Here is a 20,939-nt window from a genome sequence, read left to right on the forward strand (position 1 = left end):
CCGCCGGGTTGTGCCTAGACTCACACCTGTCATGTTGTGACACATATGCAGAGTATGACAGGTTTGGAGGGTGTTGTGCCAACGTCAGATGACGACGCAGCTCCCATAGCGATGCTGAACCGGGTGGCCGCACTTCTGGACGTCTTCGGTGCGCGGCAAGCACCCACGCTGGCTGAGATCACCCGGCACTCGAACGTGCCTCGCTCATCGGCACATCGCATCCTGCAAAGCCTGGTCCAGCTGGGCTGGATCGAACGCCAAGGCACCGGATACGCGCTTGGATCAAAGCTGTTCGAACTGGGTTGTCAGGCAAAGCGGTTACATCGGGTGCCCGAGGCGGCGCTGCCGGTGATGGCCGACCTGCACCGGCGCACCGGACTGACCGCTCATCTCAGCGTCCTGGCGGATACCCACGTGCTCCACATCGAACGCTTCGGGATCTGGCCGAGTACCGGAAAATGCTGGCAGGTGGGTTTCAAGCAGCCCGTTGAACAGAGCGCTGCCGGCCGCGCGCTCCTGGCCCAGATGGACGAATCAGCCTGGCCGGAGTTGCGTTACGCGGTGTCCGCGCCGTACGGAGTTCGCAACCGAGCGGAGTTAGGTCGACACCTGACCGCGGTGCGCGCCCGTGGCGGAGTCGCGGTCGACGTGGAGGGTTGTGAGCCCGGTGTCACCGTCGTCGCCGCTCCCATCAGCCTGAACGAGGGCGGCAACCGATTCGCGCTGTCACTGTGCGGGCCGGCCAAATCGACGCGCATCGAGCCCGTGGCGGCCGCCGTTCACAGCGCCGCCTGGGCGATCTGCCACAGCGTGTCAGACGTACCGCGCAATGGGGCACGTCAGGCGCGCGCGGCTCATCGCGCGGTCACGCCGGCCATGGTCCATCGGCTTGGTGAGACCACCGTGGCAGCGGCCGGTGGAGGTAGGTGACACAAGCTAGCGCCGGAGATATCTGAGGGCGTACTGAGGAAGCCGGTATGTGGGTACCCGCCGCGGCCAGTCCGCCCACCGGAAGTAAGCATCCGATCCGCCATCGACAAAGATGACGCTGCCGCAAAGAAACTCAGCTGTGTCAGAAAGCATGAAGACCATCCATGCGGCAATATGCTCCGGATCGCCGAAGCTGCCGACGGGGACCGGGAACGACTGCACCGCCCTGGCTTCACGCGGAGAGGCCAGCTGCTTCTCCAGCAGCGGCGTTCGGATCGCCCCTGGAGCAACGGCGTTCAGTCGGATGCCGGCGCCCGCCCAGCTCTGCTGGACCGCAGTGCGCCGCACCCATCGTGCCACCGCGATCTTCGATGCACCGTAGGCCAGCGACGGCGCGACCGCACGATACCGACGCAGGATCTTGAGCGCGCGGCCGAGATCGTCACCCAACAGGGCCCGCACCGCACTCAGCGGCACCATCGGCATGGTGCTGCTCGAATTGCTGCCGACGACAACAACCTTTGCCTGGCCACCAACCGCGAGCGCGGGCCGCCACTTCTTCAGTAGCTCGACCACGCCGAGGTAGTTGACCGATAGGATCAGCGGCACGGCGTCGCGGTCCGGAAGCGGACCCACCCCGGCGGCCATGATCGCCCCGTCGAGTCGCCCCTCGCACAACTCGAGCACCTTCGCGGCAGCTTCCGAACGGCCCTGTGGTGTCGACAGGTCAGCGATCACCTCCGCGTCACGCAGATCGACGCCTATCACGCGGTTGCCGTCGGCCCGCAATCGCCGCGCCGCCGCCTGACCCATTCCCGACGCCGATCCGGTCACCGCATAGGTACCCATGTTCACCAGTCCTGCCAGGGGACGATCGTGTTCAGCGGCGTATCGATCACACACTCCCCTGGTACGTTTTGAGACCCGTTGTCGGCCAGCCGTTCCCTGATCCGACCGGTGATGCCGACTGGATCGTCATCGAGGTACAGCAGTCGGATGCGCATACCGCCAGGCGGATCTGCGGCTGCCGCGCCCGATCGGAGCCCCAGCCCATTGTTCTGGTGGTGGTCCAGCGCGAAAGTCCACGCCCCTGCCACACCGCTCAACTCCAGCAAGGCCGGAATCGCCACTCGGTCCTCCCACTGATGGTGCTCGTGGGCGTCCGCGCCGTAGGGTTCGGTGAACCGGGTCATGGTCAGGTGCAGCCCGCGGTTGGGCCGGTACGGGATCACCCCCGGCGACACCAGCGCCGACGCCGCGGCGTAGCCCTTGACCGGCCGGAAGAACGCCAGCACCGTGCGACGCACTCCGGGGATCATCGGCCCGCGACCCCACTGGAAAGAATCGGCACCGAGTTGCTCCCACTCGCGTACCGATTCTTCCACCGGCGACCGAAACCAGTACATCGCGACATAGTCGGTGTCGGCCTGGCTGGGCTCGGCCGTAGAGACCTCACGACACGCAGCAGGACGGCTCCACCTGTCGCCCCAGGCGATTCCGGGTAGAGCGAGATTCTCCGGGCGATGGTCCAGTTGATGCCATTCGTTGTAGCGTCGATGTTCTTCGGCTCCCCCGTCGCCGAGTGAGACGAACGAGAAGAACACCAGCGGGCATGCGGTAGCGGACATGGCGCGTTCTCAGATCTGCTCGGGGACGGGCGCTCCCGCCAATCCAAGGTTGAGTAGAGTGTGCGCGTATGGGTTCCCGTTGAGCAACCGGCTGGTACGCATCGTGATCTGCCATTGCCCGCCACGGCGCTCCAATGCGAAGTGGTTGGCCGTCGCCCGCCACACTCGATACCCGGATTCGCCGTCGCGCAAGAGGACCAGCGATTCACAGACCGCGACAGCGGTGTCGCCGACAACCGTGACCACCGCAGGCCCGAGGAAATGGCAACAACCTGAGGCGACGAGGTCCTGGTGGCTCGCCGAACTGACCATGTCGTGCACGCCTTTACGGCCGGACATCAGCCAATCCTCGACGTCGTATGTTCCGTCGGTCGCCCACATTTCCGCGGCATTGTCGGCGTTGCCGGCATCCACCGACGGACCATACGAGGCAAGCAGTTTCGCGATTGCCAGTTCATCTTCGAGGCGTTGCAGCCGAGTGAGAATCTGTTTATCGGTGCTCATAGCTCCTCCTGTATGTCGCGCAGCCTGGCCAGTCGACCACCACTGGCGTCGGCAGACCCAAACGCACGGTCAGCGTGCTCCCTCGATGAGCGCCGCGATCGCCCGATGAGTTTCCAGCACCACACGCGCCCTGTCGGGAGCACTGTTGGCCTCGGCGCTGTCCGCATTACCCCCGGCCACCCACACCGGACCATCCGCGAGGTGGGCCACCCCCTCCGCGGCTACCTCCGCCGGCTCGTTGACCAGGATCCCGGGCGCATCGAAGTTCAGCCCTACCCGCTCCATCGCCGGGGTGCGGGTCACGCCCAGCACCAGCTCCAGCACGTCGACGTTGCGTTCCCGCAGTTCCAGCCACAAGCTTTCGGCGAACATCCGGGAGAACGCCTTGGCCCCGGCATAGATGGAGTGCCGCCAGGAACCCATGTAGCCCGAGAGTGAACCGACGATCATGATGCCGCCACGGCCGCGGTCGGCCATCAGACGCCCATAGTGCTGCACCAGCTCAAGCATCCGGGTCACGTTGAGGTCGGTGACCTTCTGAAACTCGGCAAGGTCGGTATCGAGGAACAACTCGTTGCACGTGCTCGCACCGGCGTTGTAGATCAGCAGCCCTACCTCGAGATCAGCGGTGTCTTGAGCGATCCGCGAAACTGACTGCGGGTCCAGCAGATCCACCGAGATTGCACGCACCTCGACACCAAGGTCACGGCATTGCTCAGCGGTATCGGACAGCGGTCCGGGCTTGCGGGCGATCAGGACGAGATTGAACCCGGCTTCCGCGAGCTGGCGGGCGAACTCGGCGCCCACACCTTCGGAACCTCCGGCGATGACGGCCCACGGCCCGTACTTGGCCAAATCAGTCATGTTCCCTCCTAGCGTTGGGTACTTCCGGCATCCACCGGCAGGCTGACCGCGGTGATATAGCGGGCTTCGTCGGATGCCAGAAACAGGCTTGCGTTCGCGACATCGACCGCCTGCACCCACGGGACGGCGAGCAGATTCATTGTGGTTGCGGCCGCTGCGAATTCGTCGCGGGTCGGTGGACGGTCCAGGTCTGGCCGGAACCCGCTGCGCACCAGGTCGTTCTGGATCAAGGGTGTGTCGACATTGGTCGGGTGGACGCAGTTGACCCGGACGTTGTGTGGCGCCAGGTCGTGGGCAAGGCTGCGCATCAGCCCGACGACACCGTGCTTGGCGGCGGTGTAGTGGGCGACCCCGATCAGCCCTCGAAGTCCCGCGATCGAGCTGACCAGCACCATCGACCCTGCGCCACGGCTGATCAGATGTGGCGCCGAGGCTGTGCAGGTGTTCCACACTCCGGTGAGATTGACGTCGAGCATGGTCCGCCACGCGGCCTCGGAGAGCTCGACGGCATTGCCCCGCGAGGTAACTCCCGCTGTGGCACAGACGATGTCGATTCCACCGAGCTCGGCGGCCCCGCGGCCGACGGCGTGCTGCAGCGCGTCCCGGTCACGGACGTCGGCGATCTCGGTGACGATCCGTCCGCCGGCCTGCTCGACGAGGCGGACGGTCTCCGCAAGATCGTCCCTTGTGCTGTGCGGCACGTGCACGGTGTCGATCGGCCCACACACGTCGACTGCGACGATGTCCGCACCTTCCTCTGCGAAGCGCACTGCCTGCGCCCGGCCGATGCCCCGCGCAGCACCGGTGATCAGCGCGATCTTGTTCGTCAGTCGACCGCTCATGTCGTCTTCTGGGTCAGGCCTGCGTCGACCACAAGTTGGGCGCCGGTGATGTAGCGGGCCTGATCGGAGGCCAGGAACACGGCGGCGTTGGCCACGTCAACGGGTTCGACCCACGGCACCGGGATGAGGTTCCGGGCGGTGAGCACTTCGATCGCATCGGCCTCGGTGGCACTGTCCAGATCCGGCCGCAGTCTTTTGTAGGTGGCGGGATTACGCACCATGGGGGTCGCCACCGCGCCGGGATGCACGGTGTTCACCCGGACACGTTGTGGTCCAAGTTCATTGGCGAGGGTGCGGGCCAATCCCACCACCGCATGTTTGGTAGCGGTGTAAGGCGCAGTGCCGGAAGTACCGCGCAAGCCATTGGTGGAGCTGATGATCACCACCGCCCCTCCGTCGGGCCCAAGTTGGGGCACGCCGGCCTTGACCGTGTGCCAGACGCCGGTCAGGTTGACATCCAGATTGCGTTGCCATTCCTCGGTGCTGACCTCCCACGCCGGCCTGTTCGGCGTGTGGATACCCGCATTGGCGACGATGACGTCGAGGCGGCCCAACTCATTCACGCCCGAATCGACCGCGGATGCGACCTCGGCGAGACTGCTGATATCTGCTGTCCGAGTGGCACATCGCCGGCCACGCCGTCGCACCCCGTCAGCCGTCTCACCGAGGCCGTCGACAGCATCGGGACGGTCCAGCGCGATCACGTCCGCCCCGGCGTCGGCGAAACGTTCACAGTGCACCCGCCCGGTGCCGCTGGCCGCCCCGGTTACCAGGATGACCTGATCTGTCAGCTCCGGCACTATGGCGCCTTCAGTAGATCGAACCCCTTGTATCCGTCCGCCGCTGCCTCGTTACAGATGTCCAGGTAGGTGCCGAAGCCGCCGATGAACAGCATGAACATTCGGGGCTTGCCCGGCACGTTGGCGCCCATGTACCAAGAGTTGGCCTTGGTGAACAGCGTCGCTTCAGCGCGCCGGGCACACTCCGCCATCCAGCTGTCCACGGCGTCAGCCGTCGGCTCTATTGCGGCATAACCGTTCTGGTCGAGATGGGCGATGGCCTCGGAGATCCAGTTCACGTGGGCTTCGGCATGCAGAACCATGTTGGCCAGCACCGCAGGGGCACCGGGTCCGGACACCAGGAACAGGTTGGGGAACCCGTCGACGCCCAGACCCAGATAAGTACGCGGCCCGTCAGCCCAGTCATCGACCAGTTTTTTGCCGCCTCGGCCTTGGATGTCGACCTTTGCCAGGGCGCCGGTCATCGCGTCGAATCCGGTGGCCAGCACCAACGCATCGATGTCATAGTGCGCGTCGGACGTGGTGATCCCCGCTTCGTCGATCGTTTCGATCGGCGTCCTACGAACGCTGACCAGCTCCACATTCGGGCGGTTGAAGGTTTGAAAATAGTTGGTATCGGTGCAGATCCGTTTGGTTCCGATCGGATGATCGTCAGGGATCAGCAGCTCGGCCACTGCCGGGTCGTCGATCACGGCACGAATCTTGTTCTCGTAGAACTTTCGGGCTTCTTCGTTGGCTTCCAGGGAGATCATCTGATCACTGAACGTCTTCGAGAACAGCACACCGCCCAGATCCCAGCGCTTTTCGAAGGCCTCCTCGCGCTCCTCGGGAGTGGCTTCCATCGTCAATTTGGGGTGCGCGACGTGTGGCGAGCCGCCACCGCTGCGCCACGACATCCGGCGCCGCTCGGCGTAGTTGGCTTTGATCTCCGCGATCTCGTCAGCGGCCAGGGGCCGGTTGCCGGCCGGCACACTGTAATTCGGCGTCCGTTGAAACACGTAGAGCTGTTCGGCTTGTTCAGCGATGAGCGGGATGGACTGGATACCCGACGATCCGGTGCCGATCACGGCGACGCGTTTGCCGGTGAAATCCACGTCCTCGTGGGGCCAGTGCGCGGTATGGTAGATGTCCCCGGCAAAGGTTTCCAAACCCGGGAAGTCGGGGGTCATCGCAGCCGACAGCGGGCCCGTGGCCATGACCACGAACCGCGCATCGATCGCCTCGCCGGCATCGGTGGTCACGGTCCAGCGCAGCGCCCGCTCGTCGAGCACCACCGAACTCACCCTGGTCTCGAACGTGATGTCGCGGCGCAGATCAAGCTTGTCGGCGACCCAGTTGATGTACTCCAGAATTTCAGTTTGGGTGGCGTACTTCTCGGTCCACGTCCACTCCTGCTGGAGTTCGTCGGAGAACGAGTAGCAGTAGTCGACGCTCTCGACGTCGCACCGCGCACCCGGGTAGCGATTGAAGTACCACGTGCCGCCCACTTCCGGCGCGGCCTCGAAGACTCGTACCGACAGGCCCTGCGACCGAAACTTGTGCAACGCGTACAGGCCGCCGAAGCCGGCGCCCACCACTACCACATCTACGACGCTCATCGATCCACTGCTCACCCGGCGTACGGTAGGCGCTCGGCGCGCAGTCCAGCCCCGCCATTCCCGGTCACCGGAACGGCGCGCCCGATGTCCCGGCCACCGGAAGACGCGGGTTGGCGCCACCGCCTCCTGACACCAGAATCTCGGCCCATGACCGACGCGAGCCTCCAGACCAGACGGGCCGTCCTTGTCACGGTGGCCGATGTCATCGATGAAAGTCCTGACGCACGTTCGCTTGTCTTCACCATCCCCGAGGACCAGCGGGAGCGGTTTTCCTATCGTCCCGGGCAATTCCTGACCTTGCGGGTGCCTAGTGAGCTGACCGGATCGGTGGCCCGCTGCTACTCACTGGCCAGCTCCCCGCACACCGACCCAGCCCCCAAGGTGACCGTCAAGCGCACCGTCGACGGGTACGGTTCGAACTGGTTGTGCGACAACGTCAAAGTCGGCGACACTATCGAGGTCCTCCCGCCCTCCGGGCAGTTCACTCCCCCCAGCCTCGATGTCGACTTCCTGTTGTGGGCGGCCGGTAGTGGCATCACGCCGGTGATGTCGATCCTCAAGTCGGTGTTGTCGGCGGGGACCGGGCGGGTGATCCTGTGCTACGCCAACCGCGACGAACGTTCGGTGATCTTCGCCGCCGAACTCCGCGAGCTCGCAGCGCGCTACGCGGGTCGGCTGACGGTGCTGCACTGGCTTGAAACGATTCAGGGCCTGCCCACCCGGGCCCAGCTAGGCGGGTTCGTCCGGACTGTATTCGCCGGGTCAGCCGGCTTCGAGTCGTTCATCTGCGGGCCGGCACCGTTCATGGCGATGGTCAAAGAGACCCTCGCCGAGGCGGGTGTTCCACGGGAACGGATCCATCTCGAGGTGTTCCGTTCGCTGTCCGGCGACCCGTTCGACGACTCCAGCGAAGTGGCAATGGATTCCGAGGACGCCGATGCCGCAGACCTCGAGGTCGACCTCGACGGCACACGACATCAGCTGCGGTGGCCCCGATCCGCGACGCTGGTCGACGTCCTGGCCGCAGCGGGTGTCGATGTTCCGTATTCCTGCAAAGAGGGCCAGTGCGGATCGTGCGCGGCCACCGTGGTGCGCGGTGATGTGGACATGGCCATCTGCGACATCCTCGAACCCGACGATCTCGCCGACGGCGTCATCCTCGGCTGTCAGGCCAAGCCGGTTTCCGACCACATTCACATCGAATTCTGACCCCTGTGGTCGGCACCTTTCCACTGACCGGGATTGGCTCCCGCCGCCAGGGTCAACGCGGTACACCATCAGAACAGCCCTCGACGATAGGACCGAACCATGACTGAGCGCGTAATCGACCGGGTGCGCGACCTCGCCGACCAGTTGCGCCACCAGGGCGCCGAAGCCGAGAAGATCGGCAAGCTCACCGACGAGACCGTCAAGATGATGAAGGCGGCAGGCAATATCCGCCTGTTGCAGCCGAAGTCTCATGGTGGCTTGGAGGTGCATCCGCGTGAGTTCGCCGAGACCGTCATGGCCACCGCGGCGCTGGACCCCTCGGCCGGCTGGATCAACGGTGTTGTCGGCGTGCACCCGTACCAACTCGCGTACGCCGACCCGAAGGTCGCCGCCGAGATCTGGGCTGAGGACGTCGACACCTGGGTCGCCTCCCCCTACGCACCTCAGGGGGTGGCCACGCCAGTCGACGGCGGCTACATCTTCAACGGCCGCTGGCAGTTCAGCTCAGGCACCGATCACTGCGACTGGATCTTCCTGGGCGCGATGCTCGGTGACGCCGAGGGCAAACCACTGATGCCACCGCAGATGCTGCACATGATCCTGCCCCGTAAGGACTACGAGATCGTGGATGACTCGTGGAATGTGGTGGGACTGCGCGGAACTGGCTCCCAGGACGTCATCGTCAAGGACGCGTTCGTACCGACGTACCGGACCATGGACGCGATGAAGGTCATGGATGGCACCGCCCAGCGCGAGGCCGGGATGACCGACACCCTGTACCTGATGCCGTGGTCGACGATGTTCCCGCTCGGCATCAGCTCGGCCACCATCGGCATCGCCGAGGGTGCCCTGGCCGCGGCCCTCGATTACCAGCGCGAGCGGGTCAACTCCAGTGGTGTGGCGATCAAGGACGACCCATACGTGATGTACGCGATCGGCGAGGCCGCGGCGGACATCAATGCGGCGCGCCAGGAGCTGTTGGCCAACGCCGACCGCATTTACGACATCGTCGACTCAGGTAAGGACGTGTCCTTCGAAGACCGGGCCGCCGGTCGACGCACCCAGGTGCGCGCGGTGTGGCGCGCCGTGTCGGCGGTCGACGAGATCTTCGCCCGCTGTGGCGGCAACGCCGCCCGGATGGACAAACCGCTGCAACGCTATTGGCGCGACGTACACGTCGGGCAGGCGCACGCGATTCACGTGCCCGGCACCGTGTACCACGCCTCGGCCCTCAGCTCGCTGGGTGTAGACCCAGAGGGTCCGCTGCGGGCGATGATCTGAGGAGACACCTGACATGGGATTGATCAAGAGCCTCGGCTACGTCACGGTCGCCGCCTCCGACATCGAACGCTGGCGGCACTTCGCGTTCAACGTGCTCGGCTTCGCCACCGGTTCCGGACCCGACGAGTCCGCGCTTTACCTGCGGATGGACGAACGTGCCGCGCGCATCATCGTCGTGCCCGGAGAGGTCGACAAGATCGTGACCGTCGGCTGGGAGGTACGCGACCACGCCGACCTTGAGCAGGTCAAGAGCGCACTGGATGCCGCCGGTGTGCCGTTCAAACAGCTGTCACTGCAAGAGGCCGACGCGCGCCGGGTGGAAGAAGTCATCGCGTTCGAGGATCCGGCCGGCACCGCGCTGGAGGTGTTCCACGGCGCGGTCCTCGACCACTCGCCGGTGGTCACGCCGTACGGAGCCAAGTTCGTCACCGGCGATCAGGGGCTCGGGCATGTGGTGTTGCCCGCGCTCGACGTCAATGGCTTGTTCGAGTTCTACACCGAGGTATTGGGTTTCAAGTCCCGCGGCGCGTTCCGCGTCCCGGTGCCACCGGAGTTCGGCCCGATTCGGGTCCGGTTCATGGGCGTCAACGAGCGCCATCACAGCCTGGCCATCTGTCCCGCGCAGACGCTGCGCGATCCCGGTTTGATTCACCTCATGGTCGAAGTGGACACGCTCGACGCGGTCGGCCAGGCCCTGGACCGCGTCAACGCCGAGGGCTTCCAGTTGTCTTCCACGCTGGGCCGGCACACCAACGACAAGATGGTGTCCTTCTATGTGCGCGCTCCGGGTGACTGGGACATCGAATTCGGCACCGAGGGCATGCGGGTCGACGAAACCTATTACACCGCAGAGGAAATCACAGCCGACAGCTACTGGGGACACCAGTGGGTCACCGATCTGCCGAAGGCCATGCAACCATGACAGTCGCCGACGACATCGGTCCGATCCCGGCCGGCGCGGTCACCGAGTGGGCCGACGAGGCCGACGTGGTGATCGCCGGCTACGGCGTTGCCGGCGCGGCCGCTGCGGTGGAGGCGGCCCGCGCCGGAGCCGACGTACTGGTACTGGAGCGCACCGGCTCATGGGGTGGAGCCGCCTCGATGGCAGGTGGCTTTATCTATCTGGGCGGCGGAACCGAGATCCAAAAGGCCTGCGGCTTCGAGGATTCTGTAGAGAACATGGCCGCGTTCCTCAACGCCGCCATGGGTCCTGGCGCGGACGCCGCACGCATCGCCGATTACTGCCAGGGCAGCGTCGCACACTTCGACTGGCTCGTGGGCTGCGGAGTACCGTTCAAAGCCGAGTTCTTCGGCGAGCCAGGCTGGGAGCCGATGGGCGATCAGGGCCTCATGTACAGCGGTGGCGAGAATGCCTACCCGTTCAACACCATCGCCGCCCCGGCGCCGCGCGGGCACGTCCCGCAAATGCAGAACAAGAAGCAGGGCGAGTCCAGCGCCGGTTACATGCTGATGAAGGGCCTCGTCGACACCGCGACAGCGGCTGGTACACGCTCGCTCTATGACGTGCGGGTACAGGCCCTGATCGTCGAATCCGACGGCCGCGTCGTCGGCATCCGAACCCGTCGCTACGGCACGACGATGGACATCCGGGCGCGCCGCGGAGTTGTCCTGGCCACCGGAAGCTTCGCCTACAACGACGCCATGGTCGCGCAGTATGCCCCGCGGATCGCGGGGCGCCCGGCCGCCTCGATCGAGCAGCACGACGGGCAGGCCATCCGGATGGCACAGGCGCTCGGTGCCGACCTGGCGCACATGGACGCCACCGAGGTCGCCCTGTTCATCGATCCCCAGCAACTGGTGCGCGGGATTCTGGTGAATGAACGCGGGCAACGCTACGTCGCCGAAGACACCTACCCCGGTCGGGTCGGCCAGTTGACGCTGTATCACCAGAACAACACCGCCTATCTGATCCTCGACGGCGACGCCCAGGAAGAGGCGATGGCTTCACTGTCTCCGCAGCTGATGATGCGGCCGCCGACGTGGGTGGCCGATACGGTGGCCGATCTCGAGACCGAAATCGGGCTGCCACCGAACTCACTGCAAGCCACCGTCGATGCCTACAACGAGGGGGCGGCCCACGGCGAGGACCCGCTGCTGCACAAGAAGCCGCAGTGGATCAAGCCGATCAAATCCCCGGTGGGTGCCATCGATCTCCGCGAGAGCACCGGTGGTTTCACCCTCGGCGGTCTGCACACGACCCTCGATGCCGAGGTGCTCCATGTCAGCGGCGAGCCCATCCCGGGCTTGTTCGCCGCCGGGCGCTGCACCGCCGGCCTGGCCGCCTGGGGATACGCCAGCGGGGTGTCACTGGGCGACGGGAGCTTCTACGGCCGCCGGGCCGGGCGGGCCGCGGCGAAGGCATAAGCCATCGACCTGGTATCACCTCTACTACCCCGTCGCTTTCGGCGGGGTTTTTTCATGACCCTGATCGCTTTCATCGATTCATGTGACAACCCACACACCACTATGCTACAAACAGTCATATGACTAATAGTCATATGCCGCAGCGGCATGTGGCTCTTTCAGTGGAGGTCCTTCATGACAATGGCTGTCGAAAAGGCGGGCGACACGCCCAGTGCCGTCATTGACCGGGTGTCCCTGGTCCTCGACGTCTTCGACGGACCCGGCCGGCTGACGTTGGCCGAGATCGTGCGCCGGACCGGTCTGCCACGTTCCTCGGCCCACCGCATCCTGGAGCGTCTCGTGCAATTGCGGTGGCTACGCCGCGACGGGCGCGACTACGAACTGGGTATGCGTTTGGTCGAGCTGGGATCGCTGGCGCTGCACCAGGATCGCATTCACCGCGCCGCGATTCCTTTGCTGCGCGACCTGCACCGGGCCACCGGGCTGGTGGTTCATCTGGCTGTCCTCGATGGCTCCGACGTGGTGTATCTGGAGAAGATCGGCGGCCAGATGGTGGCCGCCATCCCCACGCGGATCGGAGGACGCCAGCCCGCGCACTGTACGGCGGTCGGCAAGGCGATCCTGGCCGACAACCCACCGGCCGACATCGATCTGACCTCGGGCCGGACGCGTTTCTCGATCTCCAATGAGCGGCAACTCGCCGCCGAACTGGCGAAAGTCCGGGCCCACGGCGTCGCATTCGAACGCGAAGAATCATTGGCCGGGTTCGGCTGTGTGGCCGCCCCGATCGGGCCCGCCGGAGCCGCCGTCGCCGCGGTTTCTGTGTGCGGCCCCATGAACCGGATGACGTTCGACCAGCGCCTGGCAGCCCCGGTACGCATGACGGCTATGGGCATCTGGCGCAACGCCGAAGACGGTCCGGGACGGGTCGCCCCAACCCTGCAGCCCCTTCGGCCGTTGCGCGTCGGCAGCCCCGCCGCCTCTCGCTCCACGGCCACCCTGCTGCCGGCATGAGCCTCGATCCACAGATCGCGGGATTGATCGAAACTCTCGATTCAGGTTTCCCACCCGTGCACACGATGACCGGTGCACAGGCCCGCGCCGCGATCCGCAGCCGCTTCGTGGCCAATCCCGAACCCGAGCCGGTCGCCTCCGTAGCCGACCATCAGGTACCGGTCGACGACGGCCGCATCGATGTCCGCGTCTACCGCCCCGCTGCGGACGGCCCGCTCCCCATGCTCATCTATGCCCATGGCGGCGGGTTCGTGTTCTGCGACCTCGACAGCCACGACGGGTTATGCCGGAATCTGGCCAATCTGACTCCTGCCGTGGTGGTTTCGGTCGCCTACCGACTGGCTCCAGAACATCGCTGGCCCACGGCTGCCGAAGACTTCTATGCCGCCACCCGCTGGGCCATCGACCATGCCGCCGATTTCGGAGCCGACCCGGCAAGGGTGGCAGTGGGCGGTGACAGCGCCGGCGGCAACCTCGCCGCGGTGACCACGCTGATGGCCCGGGACCGTGGCGGGCCGGACCTGGCCGGACAACTCCTGTTGTACCCGGTGATCGCAGCGGATTTCGACACCGAGTCGTATCGGCTGTTCGGTAAGGGGTTCTATAACCCGCGGCCTGCCTTGCAGTGGTACTGGGACCAGTACGTTCCCGATCTGAGTGATCGGAAAAACCCTTACGCTTCACCGCTACACGGCGACCTCGGTGGTTTGCCGCCGGCCGTCGTCGTGCTCGCGGGCCACGATCCGCTGCGCGACGAGAGCATCGCCTACGCCGACGCACTGGAGGCGGCAGGCGTGCCGATCACCCGGTGCGCTTTCGAGGGCGGCATCCACGGTTTCATGACGATGCCGATGCTCGACATCGCGCACCGGGCGAGGCGACAGGCCAGCAGTGCGCTAGCTGACCTGCTCGGTCTCTGACACGGCCGGGTAGCGCTGCTCAGGATCGAGCACGCAGTGGGTGCGGCTGAACACCGTCACCATGCACTTGTTGTTGTGCGTGCAGCGGCTGCGTGAAGCCGGGTCGGCGATCATCGTGTTGACCCGGTCCGGTTCCCGCAACAAGGCACGCCCCATGGCGAAGAAGTCGAACCCTTCCCGCATTCCGGTCTCGAGATGTTCCCGATCGTTGATGCCGCCCAGCAGAATCAGTTTGGTGTTGCGCATGATCGGCACGAACTGACGCGCGGCCTCCAGCATGTAGAGGTCGTGATACGGATAGACGCCCATGGTCTGCTTGCCCGCCAGACGGATCGCCGGGCGCAACGCCGGCGGCATCACCTTCGCGAACTCCTTGACAGGAACGTCGCCACGGAACAGGTACATGGGCTTGTACACCGACGAACCCTGTGTCAGTTCGATGGCATCCAACGTGGCATCGGCATCGAGGAGTTGCGCGGTGCGCAACGCCTCGTCGATCCAGATGCTGCCCGGAAGCCCGTCGTCCATGTCCAGCTTGGCGATCACCGCCACCCGATCACCGACCACCTCACGCACTCTTGCCGCGATCTCCCGCACGAACCGCGATCGGTTGTCGATGTCACCGCCGTACTCGTCTTTGCGGCGATTGATCAGCGGACTCAGGAACGAACTCGGCAGGTAAAGATGCCCGAAATGCAACTCGACGGCGTCGAATCCGGCGTCGACGGCCACCTGCGCCGCGTCACCGAACTGGTTGACCACCAGGTCGATCTCGCTACGGGTGATCTCGCGGCAATAGGCAAAGGAGGTCGGGTTGACGAACCGACTCGGCGCCACCGCGGTGACACCCGTCAGCTTTTTCTGTGCTACCACACCGGCATGCCCGAGTTGTGCTGAAATAGCCGCTCCCGCACGATGTACCGCATCGGCGAGTCGGCGCAGACCGGGCAGGGCCTTGCTGTCCATGACGATCTGGCCGGGCGCACTGGCCCCCTGGGGAGATACACAGCAGTAGGCCACCGTCGTCATCCCGACGCCGCCCTCGGCAAAGCTGCGATGGAAGTCGATGAGATCGTCGGTGACCAAGCCGTGCGGCGAGCGGCCTTCTGACGTCGCGGCTTTGATCACACGGTTGCGTAGCGTCACCGGGCCTAGTTGGGCCGGACTGAACGGGTCGGTCATCGGCACACCATCGCCCCGATACCCGCGCCCGTCAACGGTGGTTTCCCGATGGTCGGGAAGGCCGGGGATCGGTGGTGGCCGTGCACCGTAATCTCGCGTCATGGCCGAGGTTTTCGTCATCGACCGAGTGGTCACCGCGCCGGGCTGCGCCCCGAAATTCATCGACGCATACCTGACGGGATATGCCCCGGGGGCACGCGAACGTGGCATGACGCTGCGTGATGTCCTGGTCAGCCCACCCGTCTGGTTCGACGACCGATCCAACGTCGTCACGATCACCTGGACGCTTCCGAGCCCGGAAGCGTGGTGGCAGATGACCTGGCAGGGCCGGCCCGACCCGAGCATTGCACGCTGGTGGGACAACATCACCGATCTGGTTCTGGAACGCACACGCAATGTCGCGGCCGCCGCCGACGAGATCACCGCCGATGCACCCCCATTGGCCGGGACATCGGCCAGTGCAGCCACGGTCGGAGTCACCCGCCTGGTCGACGTCGTCGAGTCCGAGCGCGGCCGCGTCCTGAGCGCGCTACGCGATGCGGCCGAACACAGCGGGGCTTTGAGTGCCGTGGTAGAGCCGACGTTGCCGGGCTCCCGCAACGGCGGCGACATCCTGGTCCATCTGCGATTCTCCTGTCGCGACGACTGGGAGAAGAGCGATTTCGACCATGCACTGGCTGACCCGGCGATCTCGCGGGTGAATGGCGCGATCTACCGGGGCGCTCCGATCCGCCGCGGCAGCGGCACCGTGTACCGCGCACTGCTGCTGCGAGTCCCCCCCGAGGTAGAGGCCGAGACAGTCGCGGCATTTGAGAGTGAACTGCTGATGATGCCGCGATTTGTGCCGACGATCGCCGCGTGGCAACTCAGCCGGGTCGAGCACGCCACCGGAACCAACGCCTGGACCCACGTCTTCGAACAGGAATTCACCGACGTGGACGGTTTGATGGGCCCCTACCTCATGCATCCGATCCACTGGGCGGTGGTCGACCGCTGGTTCGACCCCGAGACCACCGACATCGTCGTCCGTGATCGCGTCTGCCACAGCTTCTGCGAACTCAAACATCCGGCGCTGCCAACGCTCCTCTGACGCGATCACGCCCAGGTTGCGACGCCCGCCTGTCGGCGACTTTTCAGCGACAATCGCCACCTCAGCACCATGCACACCGTTGGCCGCTGAGTAATCCAGTACTCACGTCACTGCAGTCTCAAACGGCGCATGCACCACGAACTTTGGGCACTGGACGGATGATGCTGATGTGCCCAGCCGGCCTAGACCCCCGCAGGCAGGATATTCGGATTCGCCGCAGCAGGCGGCTCCAGCGGCGGCAATACCGTGCCGCCGTCGAGCGAGTGCACCGGAAGTCGCTGCGACCACGGATAGTGCAGGCTGAACGCCACCAGGCCCGTCCGATCCGCGGCGGGAAGGTGACACATCGCCAGTACCGTTTCGGCCAGGTACTCAACAGGTTCGGTCGGAAAGCTCTCCGGAATCAGCGACGCCGCGCCCGGCGTGCGCACTGCGGTCGACGGCCCGACGCAGTTCACCGCGATGTTGGCGTCCAGCAGTTCGGCGGCCACCCCCTGGGTGAACCGGTGCAACGCAGCCTTGCACGATGCGTAGATGACGTCGCCGGCGGTCTTGTTGTAGTCCCGGTAGGGCCGCACCGGCGCAACACCGGTCACCGAGCCGATGTTGACGATCCAGCCCGCTCCCTGTGAACGCATGTGTGGCACAGCGGCTTTGGTCAACGCGAACGGCGTCTTCAGATAATGCTCCACCGTGCGGTCAAAGGTCGCCACCGGCATCTCCTCGACCACCGCGTAATCGGCGAACCCCGCATTGTTGACCAGGATGTCGAGTCGGCCCGTGCGCCCGATGACGGCCTCGACCAAGCCATCGCGCGCAGTGGCGTCCTCCAGGTCGGCCGCGAGGCCGAAAGCCGAGCCGCCGGCCTCCTCGATAAGGGTGATCGTCTCCTCGATCGTGCCCGGGATCGCCTCGGTGACTCCGGCCCGCGTGGACGGCATGGGAGCGTAGGACCGCGCGGTCACCGCCACGGTCGCACCTTCGGCCGCCAGCCGCTGCGCGATGGCGCGTCCGATACCCCGGCTGCTGCCGGTGACCAATGCTGTTCTTCCAGCCAATATCTGGCTCATTCGAGGATGAAATCCTGCTCGATGGGCGCCCGGTGTTGGTGCCACAGATCCACCAGGCGATACGGCGTGGCCACCACGACGCGACCGGACCCCGAGCGGTAATAGGTGTGGGCGTTGGGCGTATGGCACCACACCGTGCCCTGCATGGTCTGGTCGATCCCGTCGACGTAATTCTCGAAGGCCTTCTGCGTGACCTCCATCGTCGACGCACCACGTAGCGCCATCAGTTGTAGGCACTCCACGATGTAATGCGCCAAGATCTCCATCGAGAAGTTCGCTCCGGCACCATGCCCTGGGCTGTAGTTCGGCGCGGAGGTGATGAACAGGTTCGGGAACCCCGGTACCGTGCCGCCCCGGTACGCCCGCGGGCTGTCGCCCCAAACGTCTGCCAGTTTCCGGCCGTCACGGCCACGAATATCGACCGTCGACAGGAAGTCCAGGTGGTAACCCGTCGCGTAGATGATGACGTCGAGGTCGATCTGGCGGCCGTCGGCGGTGACGATGCCCTTCTCGTTTACCTCGGAGGGTTCGCTGGCCTCCACGTCGACGTGGTCGCGAGTGAGCGCGGCGTAGTAGCCGCCCGGGTCACGGATGATCCGCTTGCCGTACGGGGCGAAGTCCGGTGTCACCTTCTGAGCCAATTCGCTTCCGGCGCCGAACATCCGGTCGATGTACTCCAGGCACATCTGCAACAAAACGTCGTTGGCCGGTGAGATCGACAGATGAGTTTCGGCCCAATCGGGGTCCTGCAGGATCACCGGATAGTTGTTGTCCGCGGTAGCCCAGTAGGACTTGAGCCGGTGCCACATCGCGTAGTACGGCAAGGCCTTGCCTAGATAGCGTCGATGTTCGGGGACGTCGTCGGAAAGCCGCTTGCGAGGGGCGACCCAGTGCGGCTGACGCTGGAACACCGTCAGGTGGTCGACCTCGTCGACACACGCATCGACGATCTGCACCGCCGTACACCCGGCGCCGATCACTGCGACCTTCTTGCCCGTGAGGTCCAGTTCCGGATCCCATTGCGCTGAGTGAATACTGGTGCCCGCGAAGCTGTCTCGACCGCGCAGCTCCGGGAAGCGCGGACGGTTGAGGTAACCAGCGGCGGTGACCACGACACTGGCGTAGTCGATGTGCTGGGCACCGTCAGCGGTGCGAGAGCGGATCTCCCACTGCTGTCGTTCCTCGTCCCACCACAGCGCCTCGACCTCAGTGCCGAACCGGATGTGGCTCCGCAGGTCGTGCTTGTCGGCCAGTGAGACCAGGTAGGCCTGGTACTCCGCACCCTGGGGGTAGTAGTTCGACCAATCCGGGTTCACCTCACGCGACAACGAGTAATACGCCGACGGAGTGTCCACACCGATGCCCGGATACCTTGTGGTCAGCCAGGTTCCGCCGACCTCGTTGTTGCGGTCGAAGATCTGGAACTGCACGCCCTCCTCGGCCGCGGCCAGGGCCACCGCAATGCCTGCGATACCGGCACCGATGATCGCCACACTCGTGGACGAGGGGATCGGCGTCGTGCGCGGCAGCGTCGGCTGTGACGGGCGGAACCCGCCTTGTTCCAACAACAGGTCGACGTGCTCGTCGTCGACCGGGCTGCCCAACGCGATCGGCAGCAGCCGGACGAAGAAATCGCGGTCGTCGAATGGGATTGCGTCGGCGGCTCGTTCACGACCGAGCGCGTCGATGATCTCGTCGGCCAGCAGCTCAGCGGTCTGCTGATCGGTCGTTCCGGCCCGCTCGGGCGGATCGGGCACGTGGTCGATCTTGTCTGCGTACCGATCGATGACCGATGGATCACCTGTCATCTGCGCCAACACCGCGACCAGGACACCGGGGTCCGCTTCCAGCAGATGGGCACGCAGGACGTCGGGGTCTGGAGCACGATCCGCGAGTGACGAGGATTCAGTGGTAGCGGTCATGGTTTCGAGTATCGAAGGAGTCGGGCCATGACCGCGCCCACCATGTCTACTGAGCGGGAGACGAACCACCGCGGCCATCGGTGGCGTGCCTACCCTGCCGACCATGCATTCCGACGACCTGGCCGCCGTCATCGCCCGGGCCCGCAGCCACAACCTCGCCGATATCCCCCGCCGCTCGGCCCGCAGGCAACCGGATAAGACGGCCATCATCGACGGCGACAACGTCCTGAGTTTCGCCGAGTTCGATCACCTGGTGGATCGGGCTGCCGCCGCGCTACACGAGAACGGCCTACTGCCCGGCGCCCGGGTCGCGCTGTTGTCACGCAACTGCTGGCAGTACGCGGTGCTGGCATTCGCCACCGCCCGCGCCGGCGTGGTGCTGGTGCCGATCAACTTCATGCTGACCCCGGAAGATATCTCCTACATCCTCGGCCACAGCCGGTCCACCGGATTCATCGTCGAGGCGGACCTGGTGCCAGTGGCCGAACAGGCCTTGGCAGCCGGGACAGCGGTCCGCACCAAGACAGCGCTCGTCCCCGCCGGTCAAGCCAGTCCCTCCGGCTGGACGGATTTTGCTGACTGGCTCACCACCACAGCGGCTGTACCCGATTGCCGGATCGACGACGATCAGCTGCTGCGGGTCATGTACACCAGCGGAACCGAGTCGCGGCCCAAAGGCGTCATGCACAGCAGCCGCAGCTTGATGTGGCAGTACATCAGCACCATCGTCGCCGGGTCCATGTCCGGCGACGACGTCGAAATCCACTCCCTGCCGCTGTATCACTGCGCGCAGCTCGACAATTTCCTGGCGACCGATATCTATCTGGGGGCCACCAGCATCATCCTGCCGCGCCCCGAGCCGGAATTGGTCCTACGGGCGATCGAACGGCACGGCGTCACCAATTACTTTGCGCCACCCACGGTGTGGATAAGCCTGCTGCGCAGCCCGGTGTTCGACGACGTGGACTTGTCCAGCCTGCGCAAGGGCTACTACGGCGCCTCACCGATGCCGACCGAAATCCTGCACGAGATGCGCGAGCGACTGCCCAACCTGCGGCTGTGGAACTTCTACGGACAGACCGAGATGGCACCGCTGGCCTCCGCCCTGGGACCTGCCGAGCAGGACGCTCATGCCGGTGCGGCGGGACGGCCTGTCGTCAATGTCGAAACAGTGATTCTCGACGACAATGACGTACCGGTCTCGGCAGGCACTGTCGGTGAAATCGCGCACCGCAGCCCGCATCTGATGCTGGGTTACCTCGACGACGAGGACAAGACCGCTCAGGCCTTCTCCGGCGGCTGGTTCCATTCCGGAGACCTGGGCTTCTACGACGAGCACGGCCTGCTGCATGTCGTCGACCGCAAGAAGGACATGATCAAGACGGGCGGCGAGAACGTCGCCAGCCGCGAGGTCGAAGAGGTCCTCTACCGGCACAGCGGCATCGAGGAAGCCGCCGTATTCGGCGTGCCGCACCCGGTCTGGGTCGAGGCCGTGGTCGCCGCGGTCGTCGCCCGCGCCGGAACCAGCCTCACCGCAGACGACGTCCTGAGTCACTGCCGTGACCATCTCGCGGGTTTCAAGTCCCCCAAACAGGTGTTCTTCGTCGACTCCCTGCCGAAGAACCCCAGCGGCAAACTGCTCAAACGCGATCTGCGCCAGCGGTTCAGCCTCGAATTCACAAGCAACTGAGAGGACATAC

General features: G+C 65.3%; 19 protein-coding genes. 9 read left to right on the plus strand and 10 right to left on the minus strand.

Annotated elements, in window-relative coordinates; all coding sequences use genetic code 11:
- Nucleotides 1–75: 75 nt before the first annotated feature.
- Complete coding sequence (locus K6L26_RS27635) at nucleotides 76–930, plus strand: IclR family transcriptional regulator (RefSeq protein WP_064895894.1); 855 nt, start codon at nucleotides 76–78, stop codon at nucleotides 928–930.
- Between the two features lie 6 nt (nucleotides 931–936).
- On the opposite strand, the gene K6L26_RS27640 is transcribed toward K6L26_RS27635, so the two are convergent.
- The 7 genes from K6L26_RS27640 to K6L26_RS27670 form a co-directional block, all read right to left on the minus strand.
- On the minus strand, nucleotides 937–1,779 hold the full coding sequence (locus K6L26_RS27640) for an SDR family oxidoreductase (protein WP_064895896.1): 843 nt from the start codon (nucleotides 1,777–1,779) through the stop codon (nucleotides 937–939).
- Nucleotides 1,780–1,781: 2 nt separating this feature from the next.
- Nucleotides 1,782–2,558, minus strand: a complete 777-nt coding sequence (locus K6L26_RS27645; protein ID WP_064895898.1) for a hypothetical protein — start codon at nucleotides 2,556–2,558, stop codon at nucleotides 1,782–1,784.
- 9 nt (nucleotides 2,559–2,567) lie between these two features.
- On the minus strand, nucleotides 2,568–3,062 hold the full coding sequence (locus tag K6L26_RS27650; protein ID WP_064895900.1) for a nuclear transport factor 2 family protein: 495 nt from the start codon (nucleotides 3,060–3,062) through the stop codon (nucleotides 2,568–2,570).
- Between the two features lie 69 nt (nucleotides 3,063–3,131).
- Nucleotides 3,132–3,926: an SDR family NAD(P)-dependent oxidoreductase gene (locus K6L26_RS27655; RefSeq protein ID WP_064895902.1), complete on the minus strand. Its 795-nt coding sequence runs from the start codon at nucleotides 3,924–3,926 to the stop codon at nucleotides 3,132–3,134.
- An 8-nt stretch (nucleotides 3,927–3,934) separates the two neighbouring features.
- The gene (locus K6L26_RS27660) at nucleotides 3,935–4,768 is read right to left on the minus strand and encodes a mycofactocin-coupled SDR family oxidoreductase (RefSeq protein ID WP_064895904.1); all 834 of its coding nucleotides are present in this window, start codon (nucleotides 4,766–4,768) and stop codon (nucleotides 3,935–3,937) included.
- Nucleotides 4,765–5,568 (minus strand): mycofactocin-coupled SDR family oxidoreductase, encoded by an 804-nt coding sequence (locus K6L26_RS27665; protein ID WP_064895905.1) that lies wholly within the window; start codon nucleotides 5,566–5,568, stop codon nucleotides 4,765–4,767. Before K6L26_RS27665 ends, K6L26_RS27660 begins: the two co-directional genes overlap by 4 nt.
- Nucleotides 5,568–7,166, minus strand: a complete 1,599-nt coding sequence (locus K6L26_RS27670; RefSeq protein ID WP_048896136.1) for a flavin-containing monooxygenase — start codon at nucleotides 7,164–7,166, stop codon at nucleotides 5,568–5,570. The genes K6L26_RS27665 and K6L26_RS27670 overlap by 1 nt, the downstream gene beginning before the upstream one ends.
- Nucleotides 7,167–7,313: 147 nt before the next feature.
- Here K6L26_RS27670 and K6L26_RS27675 point away from each other — a divergent pair, with 147 nt between their 5' ends.
- From K6L26_RS27675 to K6L26_RS27700, 6 genes are all read left to right on the plus strand, one after another.
- Nucleotides 7,314–8,375: a ferredoxin--NADP reductase gene (locus tag K6L26_RS27675; RefSeq protein ID WP_019346584.1), complete on the plus strand. Its 1,062-nt coding sequence runs from the start codon at nucleotides 7,314–7,316 to the stop codon at nucleotides 8,373–8,375.
- Nucleotides 8,376–8,474: 99 nt separating this feature from the next.
- Nucleotides 8,475–9,656 (plus strand): acyl-CoA dehydrogenase family protein, encoded by a 1,182-nt coding sequence (locus K6L26_RS27680; RefSeq protein WP_064895906.1) that lies wholly within the window; start codon nucleotides 8,475–8,477, stop codon nucleotides 9,654–9,656.
- Nucleotides 9,657–9,669: 13 nt separating this feature from the next.
- Nucleotides 9,670–10,578 carry a biphenyl-2,3-diol 1,2-dioxygenase gene (gene bphC / locus K6L26_RS27685; RefSeq protein WP_019345979.1) on the plus strand — a complete coding sequence of 303 codons (909 nt, stop codon included), beginning with the start codon at nucleotides 9,670–9,672 and terminating at the stop codon, nucleotides 10,576–10,578.
- Nucleotides 10,575–12,041 carry an FAD-dependent oxidoreductase gene (locus K6L26_RS27690; RefSeq protein WP_019345980.1) on the plus strand — a complete coding sequence of 489 codons (1,467 nt, stop codon included), beginning with the start codon at nucleotides 10,575–10,577 and terminating at the stop codon, nucleotides 12,039–12,041. The genes bphC and K6L26_RS27690 overlap by 4 nt, the downstream gene beginning before the upstream one ends.
- A gap of 174 nt (nucleotides 12,042–12,215) precedes the next feature.
- A complete protein-coding gene (locus K6L26_RS27695) occupies nucleotides 12,216–13,055 on the plus strand; it encodes an IclR family transcriptional regulator (RefSeq protein WP_043368918.1) in 840 nt (279 codons plus the stop codon).
- Nucleotides 13,052–13,975, plus strand: coding sequence for a LipP1 family hormone-sensitive lipase (locus tag K6L26_RS27700; protein WP_019345982.1), 924 nt, complete (start codon nucleotides 13,052–13,054; stop codon nucleotides 13,973–13,975). The genes K6L26_RS27695 and K6L26_RS27700 overlap by 4 nt, the downstream gene beginning before the upstream one ends.
- On the opposite strand, the gene K6L26_RS27705 is transcribed toward K6L26_RS27700, so the two are convergent.
- Entirely contained in the window at nucleotides 13,952–15,157 is a 1,206-nt protein-coding gene (locus K6L26_RS27705; protein WP_064895907.1) for an NADH:flavin oxidoreductase, read from the minus strand. The genes K6L26_RS27700 and K6L26_RS27705 overlap by 24 nt on opposite strands.
- A 439-nt stretch (nucleotides 15,158–15,596) precedes the next feature.
- On the opposite strand from K6L26_RS27705, the gene K6L26_RS27715 reads away from it, so the two are divergent.
- On the plus strand, nucleotides 15,597–16,247 hold the full coding sequence (locus K6L26_RS27715; RefSeq protein WP_048896143.1) for a Dabb family protein: 651 nt from the start codon (nucleotides 15,597–15,599) through the stop codon (nucleotides 16,245–16,247).
- A gap of 182 nt (nucleotides 16,248–16,429) precedes the next feature.
- On the opposite strand, the gene K6L26_RS27720 is transcribed toward K6L26_RS27715, so the two are convergent.
- Nucleotides 16,430–17,317, minus strand: a complete 888-nt coding sequence (locus K6L26_RS27720; RefSeq protein WP_043368921.1) for an SDR family NAD(P)-dependent oxidoreductase — start codon at nucleotides 17,315–17,317, stop codon at nucleotides 16,430–16,432.
- Nucleotides 17,314–19,239, minus strand: a complete 1,926-nt coding sequence (locus K6L26_RS27725) for a flavin-containing monooxygenase (protein ID WP_064895909.1) — start codon at nucleotides 19,237–19,239, stop codon at nucleotides 17,314–17,316. Before K6L26_RS27725 ends, K6L26_RS27720 begins: the two co-directional genes overlap by 4 nt.
- A 103-nt stretch (nucleotides 19,240–19,342) precedes the next feature.
- Here K6L26_RS27725 and K6L26_RS27730 point away from each other — a divergent pair, with 103 nt between their 5' ends.
- Nucleotides 19,343–20,929 carry an acyl-CoA synthetase gene (locus tag K6L26_RS27730; RefSeq protein ID WP_064895911.1) on the plus strand — a complete coding sequence of 529 codons (1,587 nt, stop codon included), beginning with the start codon at nucleotides 19,343–19,345 and terminating at the stop codon, nucleotides 20,927–20,929.
- The last annotated feature ends 10 nt before the right edge of the window (nucleotides 20,930–20,939 follow it).

The organism is Mycobacterium farcinogenes, assembly GCF_019739075.1.
Lineage (GTDB): Bacteria > Actinomycetota > Actinomycetes > Mycobacteriales > Mycobacteriaceae > Mycobacterium > Mycobacterium senegalense.